The sequence below is a fragment of the Kribbella sp. ALI-6-A genome (assembly GCF_001984195.1).
Taxonomy (GTDB): domain Bacteria; phylum Actinomycetota; class Actinomycetes; order Propionibacteriales; family Kribbellaceae; genus Kribbella.
In genome coordinates, this window is the sequence record NZ_MTQN01000010.1 from 192,138 (window position 1) to 207,338 (window position 15,201).

The following is a 15,201-nucleotide window of genomic DNA, read 5'->3' on the forward strand; positions in this document are numbered from 1 at the left end:
CATAAAGGACCGGGTGACCTTGTTGTCAAGGAAGGTGAGTGTGGAGACGAGCACCAGGCGGGAGCGGCAGCGCGCCGAGACCGCCGCCGAGATCAAGGCGGCCGCCCGCAAACTGCTGGTCGAAGGCGGCGCGAGCGCGGTCGGCCTGCGCGCGGTCGCCCGCGAGCTCGGCCTCAGCGCCCCGGCGCTCTACCGGTACTTCGCGAGCCACGAGGACCTGATGGCCGCCCTCGTCACCGAGCTGTACGACGAACTGACGGCGTACCTGGTCGCGCGACGCGACACCAGCGAGGACCTGGGCGAGCAGCTGTTCCTGGTCGCCGGCGGCCTGCGCGACTGGGCGCTGGCCCACCCGGCCGAGTTCGGGCTGCTCTTCGGCGCGCCGGTGCCGAATCCGCTGGCCGAGGACCACGACCTGACGCCCAGCCACCAGGCGGCGATGCGGTTCGGGGCCGTGTTCGAGCAGCTGGTCGTGCAGGTCTACCGGCAGCGGCCGTTCCCCGGACCACCCGAGGAACTGCTCGGCCCGGAGCTGGTCGGCCAGCTGGGACGGAAGCCGGAGATCTTCGGCGAGATGCCGCCCGGCGCGGTCTACCTGGCGCTGACCTACTGGACCCGGCTCTACGGCCTGATCTGCATGGAGGTCTTCGGGCAGCTGCACTGGGCGCTGGACGACGCCGGCGCGTACTTCGAGGCGCAGCTGCGGGAGATCGGCGAGGCGCTCGGCCTCGACTGCCCACCGGCCTGATCAGGGCCGAGGGTAAAAAAGAGACCCGCAGACACTTCCGCAGACCCGACCGGGTGGCCGGACTGCGGGCCAGGCGGACTTTCCTGGCTGCCTGCGGGCCCGGTGGCGGCGTTGGATTGGCCGACCACATGCCCACTAACTAGTGGTTGGCGGTCAGCCCGCCGCCACCTCACGAGTCCGATAGCAATTCATGCGTTGGACCACCTCCCTTCGCGTGTACTGAAAACCTACGTCGCGACGGCGCGGCGTTCAACCAGTTTTCGCCGACAGATGAACGCCGCCCGTGGTCCCATGGGAGACATGGTGCTGAGGCTCGGATTACCCGTCCTGATCCTGCTGATCGGAACCGCCTGGTTCGCTTGGTCGTCGTACCGCCGGGCCACCCTCGCGGAGCGGTCCGTGATCGAGCTGACCGGCGAGACCAAGGCGCTGGTGCAGGAGGTCCGGGCGCTCGAGAAGGCGGTCGCGGCTGCCGAGCAGGGCCTGCGTACGCTCAGCTCGCATCCGTCGGTGCCGCGCGACGTCGCGGTCACCGCAGACCTGACCCTCGCCGACATCCGGCGGCTGACCGAACGCAAGGAGCTCGACACCTGATGGCCAAGCTGGGGACCACCACCGTCAAGAAGGGCGGCGTCGCGGGCAAGCTGATCGGCGGCGGCGTGCTCGTCGTACTGCTGATCATCGTGCTGGCCAACCTGTTCAACTTCGCCGACACCGACGCGAACAAGATCGGCCTGCACTACGGCGGCGGCGTGGTCGAGGACAAGAAGTTCAAGTCGGTCGTCCCGCCGGGCGCGACGAACAAGCTGATCGGTCCCGGCGACACGGTCTACAGCTACCCGATCGACCAGCGCTCCTACATCATCGGCGGCGCGGGCGCCGACACCGACAACGCCGACGAGGTCACTGTCGTCAGCAAGGACAACGTCCGGCTCGGCGTGCGCGTCCAGGTCTACTTCACGCTGAACCGCGAGCAGGCGGTGCTGCAGTCGTTCCACGAGCGGATCGGGCTGAAGACCGAGGCCTACGAGGACAGCGGCTGGAACGCCATGCTGCAGTCGTACTTCCGGCCGCAGATCGACCGCGCGCTGGCCGCCGTCGGCACGAACTACAACTGGGCCGAGCTCTACAACAACGAGGCGAAGAAGTCGGCCTTCCAGACCGCCGCGGCCAAGGAGTTCACCCGGCTGCTGCCGGCCGCGGTCGGCGGCGACTACTTCTGCGGCCCGTCGTACACCGGTAACAACGCGTGCGGCGAGCTGTCGTTCACGATCCAGAAGCCGAACCCGCTGGACAAGGGCATCATCGACGGGCTGGAGGCCAAGCAGCGCGCCGAGCTGGCCAAGCAGGCCCAGGAGCAGAAGAACCAGCAGGTCAACGTCGAGCTGCAGTCGGTCCGGCAGCAGGTCGCGATGCTCGGGTCGAACGGCTACCTGCTGAAAACCGCGATCGAGTCGGGCAAGATCCAGTTCATGGTGATCCCGCAGAACGGCAACGTCAGCATCCCGGTGCCGACCCAGACCCAGACACCCAACGCCCAGCCGCCGAACGCCCAGCCCTCGCGCTGACCCGATGTCCGCGCTGCCGTCCCACCTCGAGCTCGTCCAGGGCGTCGTGCTGCCGAAACCGGTCGGCGCGGATCCCGTCCTGGACTTCCTCAACACCCGGTCGGAGTGGACCGAGCGCGGGCCGGCGCGCAGTGAGTGGCTGACCAGCTTCGAGACGCTGGTGATCTGGACGGGCTACGTCGGCCTGCTCTCCGACGCCGGGGTGTTCCGGCTGATCGAGCTGGCCGCCGGCCGCCCGACCGACGCGGCGCGGCGGTTCGAGGCCGCGCTGGAGTTCCGCGCCGACCTGTACGACGTACTGACCGACTCCACCGCGACGTCGTCGTTCGCCGCGGTGGAGCGGGTGATCGCCCGGGCCACCGCGCACCGGCGGTTGGTCCCGATGCCGACGCTGCACGGGCTGAGCGCCAGCTGGGACCTGCCGGAGGACCTCAACCTGCCGCTGGACCACCTGGCGCTGCTGGCCGCCGACCTGCTCACCGGCGAGTCCCGCGCGCACGTCCGCCGTTGTCCGGGCGACGCCTGCGGCTGGCTCTTTCTCGACCCGCGCGGTCGCCGCCGCTGGTGCTCGATGGCCACCTGCGGAAACCGCGCCAAGGTCCGCGCCCACGCCGCCCGCACCCGCTGAACGGTGAGGCAGCCCGTCAGGGCCGCCCGTACGTCTCCAGCAGCCGCAGCCAGATCTCGTTCACCGTCGGGTACGCCGGTACGGCGTGCCAGAGCCGGTCCAGCGGGATCTCGCCGACCACCGCGACGGTCGCCGCCTGGAGCAGATCGCTGACCTCCGGCCCGACGAACGTCACGCCGAGGATCACCTTGCGGTCCTCGTCGACGATCATTCGCGCCTTGCCCTGATAGCCGTCCTGGCGCACGCTCGCGCCCGCCACGTTGCCGATGTCGTAGTCGACCGTGCGGATGGTGTAGCCCGCTTCCCGCGCGGCCTTCTCGGTCAGCCCGACCGAGGCGACCTCGGGATCGGTGAACGTCACCTGCGGCACCGCTTCGTGGTCGGCGGTCGCGACGTGCGTGCCCCACGGCTTGTCCGACACCCGCTTGCCGGTCGCCCGCGCCGCGATCACGTCACCGGCGGCCCGCGCCTGGTACTTGCCCTGATGGGTGAGCAGCGCCCGGTTGGTCACGTCGCCGACGGCGTACAGCCAGTCGAAGCCCTCGACCCGCATCGTGTCGTCGGTCGGCAGCCAGTCGCCGGGCTTCAGCCCGATCGTGTCCAGGCCGAGGTCGTCGGTGCGCGGCTTGCGTCCGGTCGCGACCACGATCTCGTCGGCCTCGATCGTCTGTCCGTCGGAGGTCTCCACCGACACCGTCTTACCGTCGCGTCGGACCTTGGTGGTGGTCGTGTCGAGCAGCACGGTCGCGCCGAGCTCCCGCAGCGACTCGGCGACCAGCTCGCCCGCGAACGGCTCCAGCTGGGACAGCAGCTTGCCGCGCGAGATCACGGTCACCTCGGAGCCGAACCCGGCGTACGCCGTGGCCATCTCGACCGCGACGGTGCCGCCACCGATGATCGCCAGCCGGCCGGGCACCGACTTGGCGCTGGTGATCTCGCGGCTGGCCCACGGCTCGGCCTCGCGCAGCCCGTCGATGTCCGGTACGACGGGGTCGGAGCCGGTCGCCACCGTGACCGCGTGCCGGGCCGTCAGCACCGTCGTACCGCCGTCCGGTGTGGTCACCGTGACTTCCTTGGGCCCGCTGAACCGGGCGTGGCCGCGGACCAGCGTGATGCCGGCGCCCTCGACCCATTTCACCTGGCCGGCGTCGTCCCAGTTGCTGGCGAACGAGTTCCGCCGGTCCAGCACCGCCTGGACGTCGAGCTTGCCGGTCACCGCCTGGGCCGCACCGGCGACGTGCTGCGCCGCTCGCAGCGCCTGGCCCGGTCGCAGCAGCGCCTTCGACGGCATGCAGGCCCAGTACGAGCACTCTCCGCCGACGAGCTCGTGCTCGACCAGCGCGACGGTCAGTCCACCCTGCACCGCCCGGTCGGCCACGTTCTCGCCGACAGCTCCGGCGCCCAGCACGATCAGGTCGTAGTCGGCCGTCTCCATGTCCCCTGCATATCACCCGCGGACGATGCCCGTTCGCAACTTCCGGCGCACCGGCCGCATCTAGTTCGTGACCGGTAATCCGCGGGAGGTGGGTCCTGTGCGCAGAATCGCGCTGGTGACGGCTGCTGGACTGGTACCGACGCTCGGGCTGGTGAGCCCGGCCCAGGCGGCCGATCCGGCGCCGACGAACGTCAAGGTCGCGTGGTCCAGCGCCGCGCACACGCACGTCCGGGTGACCTGGGACGAGGCGGTCGCCGCGCCGAACCGGATCTACCCGCAGTACCCGTCGGGCGTCGGGGGCGAGACCACGACGACCGCCGCCGCACCGAACCAGGTGGACCTGCCGGTGGCCGCGTTCCGCAACGAGCCGTCGGTCCGGATCGCCGTGTACGCCGGCCCGGTGGGCACCGGCCCGGCCGGTCTCTCGGTGCCCTTCGACACCCTCACCCCGGGCGAGCCCGTGATCGACCAGATGATCGCCAAGGGCGACAACACCTACACGATGACCTGGCGCTCCGGCCCGCCGAAGCCGGATCCCAACGCGGGCGACCCGCTCGACCTGACCAACGGGCCGCACCACTTCCAGCTCTACGCCAGCCGGGCCACCGTGACGATCTGGGACGTCGTGGTGCCGTGGACCACGGCGACGACGGCCACCTTCCTGACCACCGACAAACCGCCGATCCACCTCGGCCTGTACGACCGCAACGAGTGGACCGCGAACTCGGCCGGGAAGTCGCTGGCGCTCGACTACGAGCGGTTCGGTCCGGTCACCATCCCGGCCTCGACGACCTACGGGCAGCCGACGGTGATCACCGGTGTGATCGAGCGGCTGAGCCGGTTCTGCGACCCCGGACCGTGCTGGGAGATGCGGACCGGCGAGGCGCCGCGGCCGGTGGTCCTGCAGGCGCGCAACACCACGGGCGCGCCCTGGTACGTCGTGGGGTCGGTCCAGAGCCAGGCCGACGGGCGGTTCCGGTTCGCTCCGGTCGCTCGCGGCACGAGGGAGTACCGGATCGCCGTACCGGACCAGCTGACCAGCGACAGCTTCGGTCTCGGCGTCATCGGTCCGGCCTCGACCACGCTGACCCGCCCGCGGGTGCTCGCGTCGTTCGCCGACCCGACGGTGAAACTGGGGCAGCCGGCCCGGGCCAGGATCTCCGTCTCGCCGGCGGTGAACGTCCGCACCACGCTGCAGCGCTGGGACGGCACGGCCTGGCGGGACCTGAAGTGGGTCTACCTGAGCAGCGGCTGGGGCGACTACACGTTTGCCGCGACGCAGCGCGGCTCGTACGCCTACCGGTTCCTGGTCCCGTCCTTCACCTACGGCGGCCTGCCGCTGGCCTGGCAGGTCTCCCCGACGTTCGTCCTGACCGCTAGTTGAACAGCGCCGGGTCGACCGCGATCCAGGTGTGCCGGGCGCGGGCCAGGATCCGGCCGTCGGAGTCGTACAGCGTGGTGGCGGTGAACGTCTTGCGGCCGGACTCGCCGAGATTGCGGCCCATGATCACGCAGGGCTCGCCGATCTGCGGCCGCGCGTCGATGCAGGCCGTCATCTGACCGAGCACCGACGGGCGGCCCTCCAGGTCGATGCTCCATCCACCCGGACAGTCGAGCGCCGCCCAGAGATGGACCGGCGAAACCAGATCGTCGGAGTCGGCCAACGTGGTCGCCGGTGTCCAGGTGCACGCGGTCCGGCCGTCGCCGAGCAGACCGGGCCGCAGCCGCAGTCCGTACTCGTTGTCCGGTCCGCACGTGTAGCAGCCGGGGAACGGATGGTTCGTCAGTCCCCGGTACGACGCCTCGGCCGCGCGCGCCTCGTCGTACTGGACCGGGTCGATCGCGGCCTCGTCGAGCACACCGTCCGGCACGGGCTCGGCCTCCGCGACGACCGTGTCGTCGGAGGTCCGGAGGAACGCGCTGTGCGCGGAGGTGCTCAGGCCGAGGTCGGTCTCGAGCGGCGGCGGCATCCGCAGGGTGACCCGGGGAACGCTGCCGTCGGCCCCTTGCAGGCTGGTCCCCACCAGACCGGCCGTGTAGCCGCCGTTCGCGGAGCGGTCCGGGCCCCGGAAGCGGCGCTCGATCCGCAGCACCTCGTGCGTCGTCATGCCCACCGACCTTAACCGGCGGTCCGCAGCGTGGTTCGCGTGGTCCTTGCCGGCCGACCCCTCGTCGCGGGCGTGCGGGTGTGGTCATGGTGGCTCCGAAGACCCGAGATCGTGCCGATGGCCTGCACGGTCAAGGGTTTTCCCGCGTCTTGAGCAGATTTACTGCCCTGAGCACTCTCATTCAAACGTCCGTTTGAACTATGCTGACTGCAGGCTACGGCGCGTGAGCAGGTGGGGTGCCTGAGCGAGCGGTGGCCGGGGGGAAGGAGAGCTCTGTGGACACACCACCCGTGGAATCGACCCGGGAACGGTTGCTCAACATCGCCGAGCAGCGGTTCGGCGAGGGCGGCTACGAAGGAACCTCACTGCGCGCGATCACGGTCGCGGCGGCCGCGAACATCGCGGCGGTCAACTACCACTTCGGGTCCAAGGAAGCCCTCTTGCGGGCGGCGGTCGCCCGCGCGATGGCGCCGGTCAACACCGAACGGCGACGCCGGCTGGACCAGTTGGAGGCGGCCGGGCAGCCGACCGCCGAGCAACTGATCCGGGCCTTCATCGAGCCGGGGCTGGAACTCGTGCTGCGCCGGGGAGAGCGCGGCGCGATCGTGGCGCGGTTCATCGGCCGGGTCGCGTTCGACCCCAGTCGCCGGATCCGGGAGCTGTACGCCGCGGAAACGGATCCGGTCGAGGCCCGGTACCTGGCCGCGCTGCAGCAGGCGTTGCCCCGGGCGGCGCCGGAGTCGGTCGCCTTCGGCTACGCCAACATGCTCGGCCTGCTCGCGTTGCACCAGTCGCAAGCGCTGTCGCGAGCCCCGGACGCCGACGATCTCGAGGATCCCGGTAAGTTGGCGGAGAACCTGATCGCCTTCCTGGTGGCCGCCTTCGACCGTGGCCTGCGCGCCTGAGGGCACGGACCGGACGAACGGCCCGTCGCCGGCGCGAAGTGGCGGGCCACTCGGTCCAGTGGTCTGGTCGGAACTGTCCATCAATTGCTCACGGATGTTCGAACCCCTGGGTAACGCTGCATAATGGCGCTCCGTGGAGCCCTGTGAAGTCGTGGTCGCCGTCGATCTCGGTGGAACCCGGATGAAGTGCGGCCTGGTCGCCGCCGACGGTGCCGTGCTGCACCGCGAGACCAGGCCCACCCCGCGGACTGTCCCCGATCGCAACGACGGCGGCCGCGCGGTGCTCGACGCGCTGCTGGAAACCGTGGTCGAGCTCGGCCAGAAGGCCGCCGCCGACGGGCACACCGTGCGCGCGGTCGGCGTCGTCGTGCCGGGCATCATCGACGCCGAGCACGGCACGGTCAGCGCGGAGAACCTGCTCTGGGTCGGTACGCCGGTCCTCGCCGAACTGCAAGCCGCCGTCGGCCCCGGCCGGCAGGTCGTCCTGGCCCACGACGTCCGCGGTGGCGGTTACGCCGAGCTGCGCCAGGGCGCCTTGAAGGGCACCACGAACTCACTGTTCCTTCCGCTCGGCACGGGCATCGCCGCCGCGATGGTCGTCGACGGTTCCCTGGTCAGCGGCGACGGGTATGCCGGCGAGCTCGGCCACACCCGCTTCGTGCACGGACAAGCCGCCGAACTCTGCGCCTGCGGCCAGTACGGCTGCCTCGAGACGGTCGCGTCCGCCGCCGCCCTGGCCCGCCGGTACGGCGTACGGACCGGTCGCGTGGTCGACGGTGCGCGCGAGGTGCTGGAACTGCTGGCCGAGGGCGACGCCGACGCCGCGATCGTGTGGGAGGAGGCGCTGGCCGCGCTGGTCGACGCGCTCGTGCTCTACACGACGCTGGTCGCGCCGACCCGGATCGCGATCGGCGGTGGACTGGTCGGCGCCGGCGAGACGCTGCTCGCGCCGTTGCGGGCCGGGCTGCACGAGCGGCTGACGTTCCAGCGCGAGCCGGAGATCGTCGCCGCGGTGCTCGGCGAGGACGCGGGCTGCCTCGGCGCGGCCCTGATGGCGTGGGACCGGGTGACGCTGGACGAGAGCGGAGAGCAGGGCGGATGACGACGTACAAGGTGGGCCGGCTGGTGACGCCGGACGACGTGCTGGAAAGCGCGTGGATCCAGGTCGAGGACGGCGACATCATCGCCTTCGGCCGCCGGTCCGAGGGCATGCCGGCCGACGGCAAGCGGCCGGAGGACCTGGGCGACGCGACCGTCGTGCCGGGGTTCGTGGACATCCACACCCACGGTGGCGGCGGGGCGACGTACACGACGACCGATCCGGACCAGGCGCGCAAGGTCGCCGCGTTCCACGCCCGGCACGGCACCACGACGACGATGGCCAGCCTGGTCACCGCGCCGCTGGACGACATCGTCTCGCAGATCGCCTGCCTGGCCGACCTGGTCACCGACGGCGTGATCGCGGGCGTCCACCTGGAAGGCCCGTTCCTGTCCGAGGCGCGGTGCGGAGCCCACGAGCCGACGTTGCTGCGCGACCCGGTCGAGGGTGACGTCGCCAAGGTGCTGAGCGACGCGGTGAAGATGGTGACGATCGCTCCCGAGCTCGAGCACGGGCTGGACGCGATCCGCCAGGTCGTCGACGCCGGAGCGGTCGCCGCGCTCGGGCACACCGACGCGACGTACGAGCAGATGATCGCCGGGGCGGACGCCGGGGCGACCGTCGCGACCCACCTGTTCAACGGGATGCGGCCCTTCCACCACCGCGACCCCGGGCCGGTCGGTGCCGCGCTCAACGATCCGCGGTTGCTGCTCGAGGTGATCAACGACGGCCTGCACCTGGACCCGCAGGTGGTCCGGGTCGCGCTGGCCGCGGCCGGGGTGAACCGGATCGCGCTGATCACCGACGCGATCGTCGCGGCCGGAATGCCCAACGGGCGTTACCGATTGGGCGATCTCGAGGTCGACGTGAACGACGGACTGGCCACGCTCGCGCACGGCTCGCACTCGATCGCCGGCAGCACCCTGACGATGGATGTTGCCTACCGCAACGCTGTGAACGCCGGGGTCTCGCTGGTGGACGCGTCCCGGATGGCCTCGACCACGCCGGCCGAGGCGTTCGGCTGGTACAACGTCGGCGGCATCGAGACCGGCAAGCGGGCCGACCTGGTCGTGCTCGACGACGACTACACGGTGCGGAAGGTGATGCGCGGCGGCGCGTGGATCGACCGCGAGGCCGAGGCCCCGGCGACCGACGCCGACGCCGGCCGATGATCGGCACCGTCACGCTCAACCTGGCGCTCGACGTCACCTACGCCGTCGACGAACTGGTTGTCGGCGGGAGTCACCGGGTCCGGGAGGTCCGGCAACGGGCCGGCGGCAAGGGAATCAACGTCGCCCGGGTCGCCGCGACCCTCGGCCATCAGGTCCTCGCCCTCGGCTTCGTCGGCGGGGTGACCGGTGAGATCGTCGCGGCCGAGCTGTTCGACGCCGGCCTGACCGCGCTGCTCACCCCGATCCACGCCGAGACCCGCCGAACCGTTGCCATCGTCAACAATATCGACGGTGACGCCACGATCTTCAACGAGACCGGGCCGGCCGTCACCGCCGACGAGTGGCGCGCCTTCCACGACCGGATGCCGTGGGGCCGGCTGGACGTCCTGGCGTGCTCGGGCAGTCTGCCGCCCGGTCTGCCCACCAACGCGTACGCCGAGCTCGCGGTCCGCGCCTGGCAGCACGACGTACCGACCGTGATCGACACCGGTGGTCCGGCGCTGCTCGCCGCGGCCGAGGCCGGTGCGGTGGTCCGGTCGAACGCGGCCGAGCTGCACGAAGCCCTCGGCGACGAGCTGACCGTCGAGGACGGCGCCCGCAGGCTGGTCGACTTCGGCGCCACCGCCGCGGTGATCACCGACGGTCCCCGCGGCATGGTCGCCGCGAACCGCGACGGTGTCTGGCGTGCGGACCCGGTCGAGCGAGTGGCCGGAAACCCCACCGGCGCAGGCGATGCGTGCACCGCCGTGGTGGCCGCCGCGATCGCGGAGTCGCCGCGGCCGGACTGGTCGCTGGTCCTCAAGTCCGCGGTGGCCGCCTCGGCCGCCGCCGTCCTCACACCGGTTGCCGGTGACATCGATCTGGCCGCGTACCGGCGGTGGCAGCCGCAGGTCGTCGTTCGTTAGGAGAGCTCATGCCGTTGGTGTCCGGAGCCGAGGTCGTACTGGCCGCTGCCCAGGCGGGCCGTGGAGTCGGCGCGTTCAACGTGATCCAGCTGGAGCACGCGGCCGCGCTGATCGCCGGCGCCGAGCAGGTCGGTGCGCCGGTGATCCTGCAGATCAGCGAGAACGCCGTGAAGTACCACGGCGCGCTCAAGCCGATCGGCGTCGCCACCCTGGCCGCCGCGGCCGCGGCGAGCGTGCCGGTCGTCGTACACCTCGACCACGCGATGGATCGCGACCTGGTCACCGAGGCGGTGTCGCTCGGCTTCACCTCGGTGATGTTCGACGCCTCCAAGCTGGAGTACGCCGACAACGTCGCGGCGACCACCGAGGTGACCGCGTACTGCCACGATCACGGGGTTTTCGTCGAGGCCGAAATCGGTGAGGTCGGCGGCAAGGACGGCGTGCACGCACCCGGTGCACGCACCCGCCCGGACGAGGCGCTGGCCTTCGCCGAGGCGACCGGCGTCGACGCGCTCGCGGTGGCGGTCGGGTCGTCGCACGCGATGACCGAGCGGACCGCCGAACTGGACTTCACGCTGATCGGCGAGCTGCGGTCCGCCGTACCGGTTCCGCTGGTGCTGCACGGGTCGTCCGGTGTCGCCGACGCCGACCTGACCCGCGCGGTCGAGGCCGGGATGACGAAGGTGAACATCGCGACCCACCTGAACAACGTCTTCACCGGCGTCGTCCGCGAGATCCTGGCCGATCAGCCGAAGCTGGTCGACACCCGCAAGTACCTCGGCCCCGCCCGTACGGCGGTCGCGGCCGAGGTAGCTCGCTTGCTGACGGTGCTGAAGGCCGTCTAGGTCAGGTCGCGGCGGATCCGCCAGAAGCAGAAGCCGGTCAGCCCGAACGCGAGCAGCAGGAACAGACCGGCCTCGCGCCACTGCAGTCCCCAGAAGTGGCTGGCGGGGTGGTACGTGATCTGCTGGCGGTAGCCGTCGTCGGCGAGGCGCTGGAAGCAGACGCTCAGCGGCTGCCGGCTCCGGGCCTCTTCCGCTGTCGCGTTCGGCGGGGGAGGACCGCACTCCGCGAGATAGCTCGGCAGCGTCTTCTGGGCCTCACCGGCCGAGTTCACCGTTTGCTCGGACAGCTTCCAGTTGCCCTCGCCGTCGGCCTTCGCCTCGACCCGCATCACCACCGGATTCTGCCCCGGTCCGGACAGCTGCAGTCCGCGCATGTTCTCCACAGTGACGATCACCGTCGTCTCCACCGGCGTCATCAGGTACGGCCGGATCAGGATCGGTGACAGGATCTGGATCGCGATCACGCCGGCCAGGGTGATCGCGATCGCCACCACACTGCGCCGGACCAGCAGACCGACGGCGACTCCGAGCGCGAACGCGAACGCCGCGTAACCGATCGGCACGACGCCTCGCGCGCCGAACACCGGCGGCAGCAGCCGGGGGATCTCGAAGAACCCGGCCGTCTGGCCGGCGTCGATCGCGTCGTCGATCGGGTCGGCCCACCAGGTCACCGCGAGGCTGAGGGCTCCGGTGACGACCATCGCGCCGATGCCGGTGAACGCCAGCTTCGTGACCAGCCAGCGGGTCCGGGTGATGCTCTGGTTCCAGACCAGCCGGTGGGTGCCGGCCTCCAGTTCGCGCGCGATCAGCGGCGCTCCCCAGAACGCACCGATCACCGGCGGAGCGGCGTACACGAGTGACTGGCCGGCGATGTAGAGATACTGGTTGATCCGGTCGAACTGGATCTGGTTGAGGAAGTCGCCGGCGTAGCGCTGGTAGTCGTCGGCCAGGCCGGGCCCGGTCACCACCAGCACGACTGCGAGCGCGGCGACCGCGCCGACGACCACCAGGGCCTGCAGGCGGAACTGCCGCCAGGTGAGCCAGATCATCGGTGCACCTCCAGAACGGGCCGGTCGTTGCGCTGCATCGACGCGGACCGGCCCATGTAGGCCAGCACGATGTCCTCGAGGGTGAGCTGCGAGATCGACCAGGCCGGGTCAAGGATCGGCTCGTCGGTCCGGACCAGGAACGTGGACTGGCGATCGGTGTGGCTGGCCGAGATCACGTAGTGGTTCTGCGGCATCGACTTCTCGTCGCGCCGCGGTCCGGCCAGCCGGTAGTGGGTGGCCAGCAGCGTCTCGATGTCACCGCTGATCTGGACCCGCGAGTCGACCAGCACGACCAGGTAGTCGCAGGACCGTTCGACGTCGGAGACCAGGTGCGAGGACAGGACGACGCTCAGCTCCTGCTCGGTGACGGCCTCCATCAGGTCCTGCAGGAACTCGCGCCGGGCGAGCGGGTCGAGTGCCGCGACGGGTTCGTCGAGGATCAGCAGCTCGGGCCGTTTCGCGATGCCGAGAGTGAGGGCGAGCTGGGCGCGCTGCCCGCCGGAGAGCTTGCCGGCGCGCTGTTTCGGATCGAGACCGAGCTGCTGGATCCTCGCCTGGGCAAGGGAATCGTCCCAGCCCGGGTTGAGATGCGCCCCGAGCTTGAGGTGTTCGGCGACCGACAACCGGCCGTACGTCGGGGTGTCCTGCGCGACGAACCCGATCTTGGCGAGCTGCGGTCCGCCGGTCGGCGCGTCCAGCACCTCGATGCTGCCGGTCGTCGGTGTCAGCATGCCGACGGCCAGGTTCAGCAGGGTGCTCTTGCCGGCGCCGTTCGGGCCGACCAGACCGACGACGCGACCGGCCGGGACGTCGAGCGTGCACTCGGTCAGCGCCCAGCGGCGGCCGTACTTCTTGCCCAGACCCCGGGCCCTCAACGCACTGGTCATGCTATGTCCTCCTGAGCGGCGGCCCGAAAGGTCGTCCGGAACAGCGCCTCGATGCTGTCGTCGTCCAGACCGGCCTTCCGCGCTTTGGTCAGCCAGCGCTGAAGGTCCTGCCGCAACGGCCCGTGCGCCGCGAGACTGTGGTCGGTCAGCGTCCGGGTCACGAACGTCCCGCGCCCCGGCCGCGCCGCCACCAGCCCTTCGTGCTCCAGCTCGCGGTAGGCCTTGAGCACGGTGTTCGGGTTGATCGCCAGCTGCCCGACCACGTCCTTCACCGTCGGCAGCTGATCCCCCTCCCGCAACAACCCCAGCCGCAAGGCGTTCCGCACCTGCTGCACCACCTGCTGGTACGGCGACACCCCGGACCGCCCGTCCAGATGAAACTCGATCATCCTGTCATCCCATTTATCTAGTTAACTAGCACTATATGACCAGGGGTGATCGCCAGGTCAAGGCTTCGGGGGCGACGGACTACTTGATCGCGTCGTAGCGGCGCAGGGACTCGCGGCGGGCTTCGGCGTGGTCGACGATCGGCGCCGGATAGCCGGCCGGGGGTTCGGGCAAGGTCCAGGGTTCGTGCACGGCCTTGCCCGGTACGGCGGCGAGTTCGGGGACCCAGCGGCGCACGTAGACGCCGTCGGGGTCGAACTTCTTGGCCTGGGTGATCGGGTTGAAGATCCGGAAGTACGGCGACGGATCGGCGCCGCAGCCGGCTACCCACTGCCAGTTCAGGCTGTTCGAGGCCAGGTCGCCGTCGCGCAGGTTCCGCATGAACCAGCGGGCGCCGTGCTTCCAGTGGATGTGCAGATCCTTGATCAGGAACGACGCGACGACCATCCGGATCCGGTTGTGCATGAAGCCGGACTCCGCGAGCTGGCGCATCCCGGCGTCGACGATCGGGTAGCCGGTCCGCCCTTCGCACCACGCGGTGAAGGCGGCGCCGGGCTCGTCGTAAACCATCTTCTCGAACTCGGGCCGCAGCGGCTTCCACGCGGCTTCGGGATGACGCGCCAGCAGGTCGGCGCAGAAGTCCCGCCACGCGAGCTCCCGCCGGTACGCGTCGGCGCCCGCGCTGCGGTGGCGGGCCAAGTCGGCGAGCATCGTGCGCGGGTGGATCTCGCCGTACTTCAACGGCACCGACATCCGTGACGTGCTGTCCAGGTCCGGCCGGTCGCGCTCGTCGTCGTACGCCGCGACGGTTTCCACCCAGTCCTGCCAGTGCTCTCGCGCCGCGTCTTCGCCGGCGTCCTCTACATCCGGGACCTGCGGGAGAGCGTCGCTGCGCGTGCCGATCCACTCCACCTTCGCCGGCGCCTCGGCGGGCTGTCGCCATCCGTGCTCGAGCCAGACCCGGAAGTACGGCGTGAAGACCTGGTACGACCGGCCCGACCCGTTCACCACCCGGCCCGGCGCCACGGCGTACGGCGAACCGGTCGCGACCAGGGGACAGCCCAGCGACTTCTCGACCGCCTCGTCCCGGCGCCCGCCGTACGGGCCGAAGTCGGCGGACACGTGCACGCTCGCCGCCCCGACCTCGGCCGCCACCGCCGGTACGACGTCCGCCGGATTCCCACGCCGTACGACGAGCTTGCCGTCCATCGCGTCGGACAGCCGCCGCAGCGAGTTCACCAGATGGTCGCGGCGCGGGTCGCCGGCCGCGTCCCACAACGCCGGGTCGAGCACGAACAGCCCGAGCACCCGGCCGTCACCGGCCGACACCGCGTCGAGCAGCGCCGGATTGTCGGCCAGCCGGAGATCACGCCTGAACCACATCACCGCCGTCACCCGTCAAGTCTTGCCGATGAACAACTTTGAAGGGCACTTGAACGGCAGGTGACCGGATCGGACCGCCGAT

16 protein-coding genes are annotated in these 15,201 nt (G+C 70.7%); 10 read left to right on the top strand and 6 right to left on the bottom strand.

Annotated elements, in window-relative coordinates:
• The first annotated feature begins 40 nt into the window (after positions 1-40).
• The 4 genes from BWI15_RS15215 (at position 41) to BWI15_RS15230 (ending at position 2,944) form a co-directional block, all read left to right on the top strand.
• Positions 41-748 carry a TetR/AcrR family transcriptional regulator gene (locus BWI15_RS15215; RefSeq protein ID WP_083750785.1) on the top strand — a complete coding sequence of 236 codons (708 nt, stop codon included), beginning with the start codon at positions 41-43 and terminating at the stop codon, positions 746-748.
• Positions 749-1,048: 300 nt separating this feature from the next.
• Positions 1,049-1,342, top strand: coding sequence for a hypothetical protein (locus BWI15_RS15220; protein ID WP_237771294.1), 294 nt, complete (start codon positions 1,049-1,051; stop codon positions 1,340-1,342).
• Positions 1,342-2,316, top strand: coding sequence for an SPFH domain-containing protein (locus BWI15_RS15225; protein WP_077015076.1), 975 nt, complete (start codon positions 1,342-1,344; stop codon positions 2,314-2,316). Before BWI15_RS15220 ends, BWI15_RS15225 begins: the two co-directional genes overlap by 1 nt.
• A 4-nt stretch (positions 2,317-2,320) precedes the next feature.
• On the top strand, positions 2,321-2,944 hold the full coding sequence (locus tag BWI15_RS15230) for a CGNR zinc finger domain-containing protein (protein WP_077015077.1): 624 nt from the start codon (positions 2,321-2,323) through the stop codon (positions 2,942-2,944).
• 16 nt (positions 2,945-2,960) lie between these two features.
• Here the strand turns inward: BWI15_RS15230 and BWI15_RS15235 are convergent, their stop codons facing one another.
• Positions 2,961-4,379: a dihydrolipoyl dehydrogenase family protein gene (locus BWI15_RS15235; protein ID WP_077015078.1), complete on the bottom strand. Its 1,419-nt coding sequence runs from the start codon at positions 4,377-4,379 to the stop codon at positions 2,961-2,963.
• Positions 4,380-4,476: 97 nt separating this feature from the next.
• On the opposite strand from BWI15_RS15235, the gene BWI15_RS15240 reads away from it, so the two are divergent.
• Positions 4,477-5,763, top strand: a complete 1,287-nt coding sequence (locus BWI15_RS15240) for a hypothetical protein (protein WP_077015079.1) — start codon at positions 4,477-4,479, stop codon at positions 5,761-5,763.
• Here the strand turns inward: BWI15_RS15240 and BWI15_RS15245 are convergent.
• On the bottom strand, positions 5,756-6,487 hold the full coding sequence (locus tag BWI15_RS15245) for a hypothetical protein (protein WP_077015080.1): 732 nt from the start codon (positions 6,485-6,487) through the stop codon (positions 5,756-5,758). The genes BWI15_RS15240 and BWI15_RS15245 overlap by 8 nt on opposite strands.
• A 275-nt stretch (positions 6,488-6,762) precedes the next feature.
• Between BWI15_RS15245 and BWI15_RS15250 the strand changes: the two genes are divergently transcribed.
• From BWI15_RS15250 to BWI15_RS15270, 5 genes are all read left to right on the top strand, one after another.
• Positions 6,763-7,392 (top strand): TetR family transcriptional regulator, encoded by a 630-nt coding sequence (locus BWI15_RS15250; RefSeq protein WP_077015081.1) that lies wholly within the window; start codon positions 6,763-6,765, stop codon positions 7,390-7,392.
• A gap of 133 nt (positions 7,393-7,525) precedes the next feature.
• Positions 7,526-8,494, top strand: a complete 969-nt coding sequence (locus tag BWI15_RS15255; RefSeq protein ID WP_237771295.1) for an ROK family protein — start codon at positions 7,526-7,528, stop codon at positions 8,492-8,494.
• Positions 8,491-9,663: an N-acetylglucosamine-6-phosphate deacetylase gene (gene nagA / locus BWI15_RS15260; RefSeq protein ID WP_077015083.1), complete on the top strand. Its 1,173-nt coding sequence runs from the start codon at positions 8,491-8,493 to the stop codon at positions 9,661-9,663. The genes BWI15_RS15255 and nagA overlap by 4 nt, the downstream gene beginning before the upstream one ends.
• Positions 9,660-10,568 carry a 1-phosphofructokinase family hexose kinase gene (locus BWI15_RS15265; RefSeq protein ID WP_077015084.1) on the top strand — a complete coding sequence of 303 codons (909 nt, stop codon included), beginning with the start codon at positions 9,660-9,662 and terminating at the stop codon, positions 10,566-10,568. The genes nagA and BWI15_RS15265 overlap by 4 nt, the downstream gene beginning before the upstream one ends.
• Before the next feature lie 8 nt (positions 10,569-10,576).
• Positions 10,577-11,413 (top strand): class II fructose-bisphosphate aldolase, encoded by an 837-nt coding sequence (locus BWI15_RS15270; RefSeq protein ID WP_077015085.1) that lies wholly within the window; start codon positions 10,577-10,579, stop codon positions 11,411-11,413.
• Here the strand turns inward: BWI15_RS15270 and BWI15_RS15275 are convergent.
• The 4 genes from BWI15_RS15275 to BWI15_RS15290 all read right to left on the bottom strand — a co-directional run bounded on the left by BWI15_RS15275 (position 11,410) and on the right by BWI15_RS15290 (position 15,131).
• Positions 11,410-12,462, bottom strand: coding sequence for an ABC transporter permease (locus tag BWI15_RS15275; RefSeq protein WP_077015086.1), 1,053 nt, complete (start codon positions 12,460-12,462; stop codon positions 11,410-11,412). The two genes, BWI15_RS15270 and BWI15_RS15275, sit on opposite strands and share 4 nt — an antisense overlap.
• Positions 12,459-13,349 (bottom strand): ABC transporter ATP-binding protein, encoded by an 891-nt coding sequence (locus tag BWI15_RS15280; protein WP_077015087.1) that lies wholly within the window; start codon positions 13,347-13,349, stop codon positions 12,459-12,461. The genes BWI15_RS15275 and BWI15_RS15280 overlap by 4 nt, the downstream gene beginning before the upstream one ends.
• Positions 13,346-13,738, bottom strand: coding sequence for a GntR family transcriptional regulator (locus BWI15_RS15285; RefSeq protein WP_077015088.1), 393 nt, complete (start codon positions 13,736-13,738; stop codon positions 13,346-13,348). The genes BWI15_RS15280 and BWI15_RS15285 overlap by 4 nt, the downstream gene beginning before the upstream one ends.
• A gap of 79 nt (positions 13,739-13,817) precedes the next feature.
• On the bottom strand, positions 13,818-15,131 hold the full coding sequence (locus BWI15_RS15290; protein ID WP_083750786.1) for a cryptochrome/photolyase family protein: 1,314 nt from the start codon (positions 15,129-15,131) through the stop codon (positions 13,818-13,820).
• Positions 15,132-15,201 lie beyond the last annotated feature (70 nt).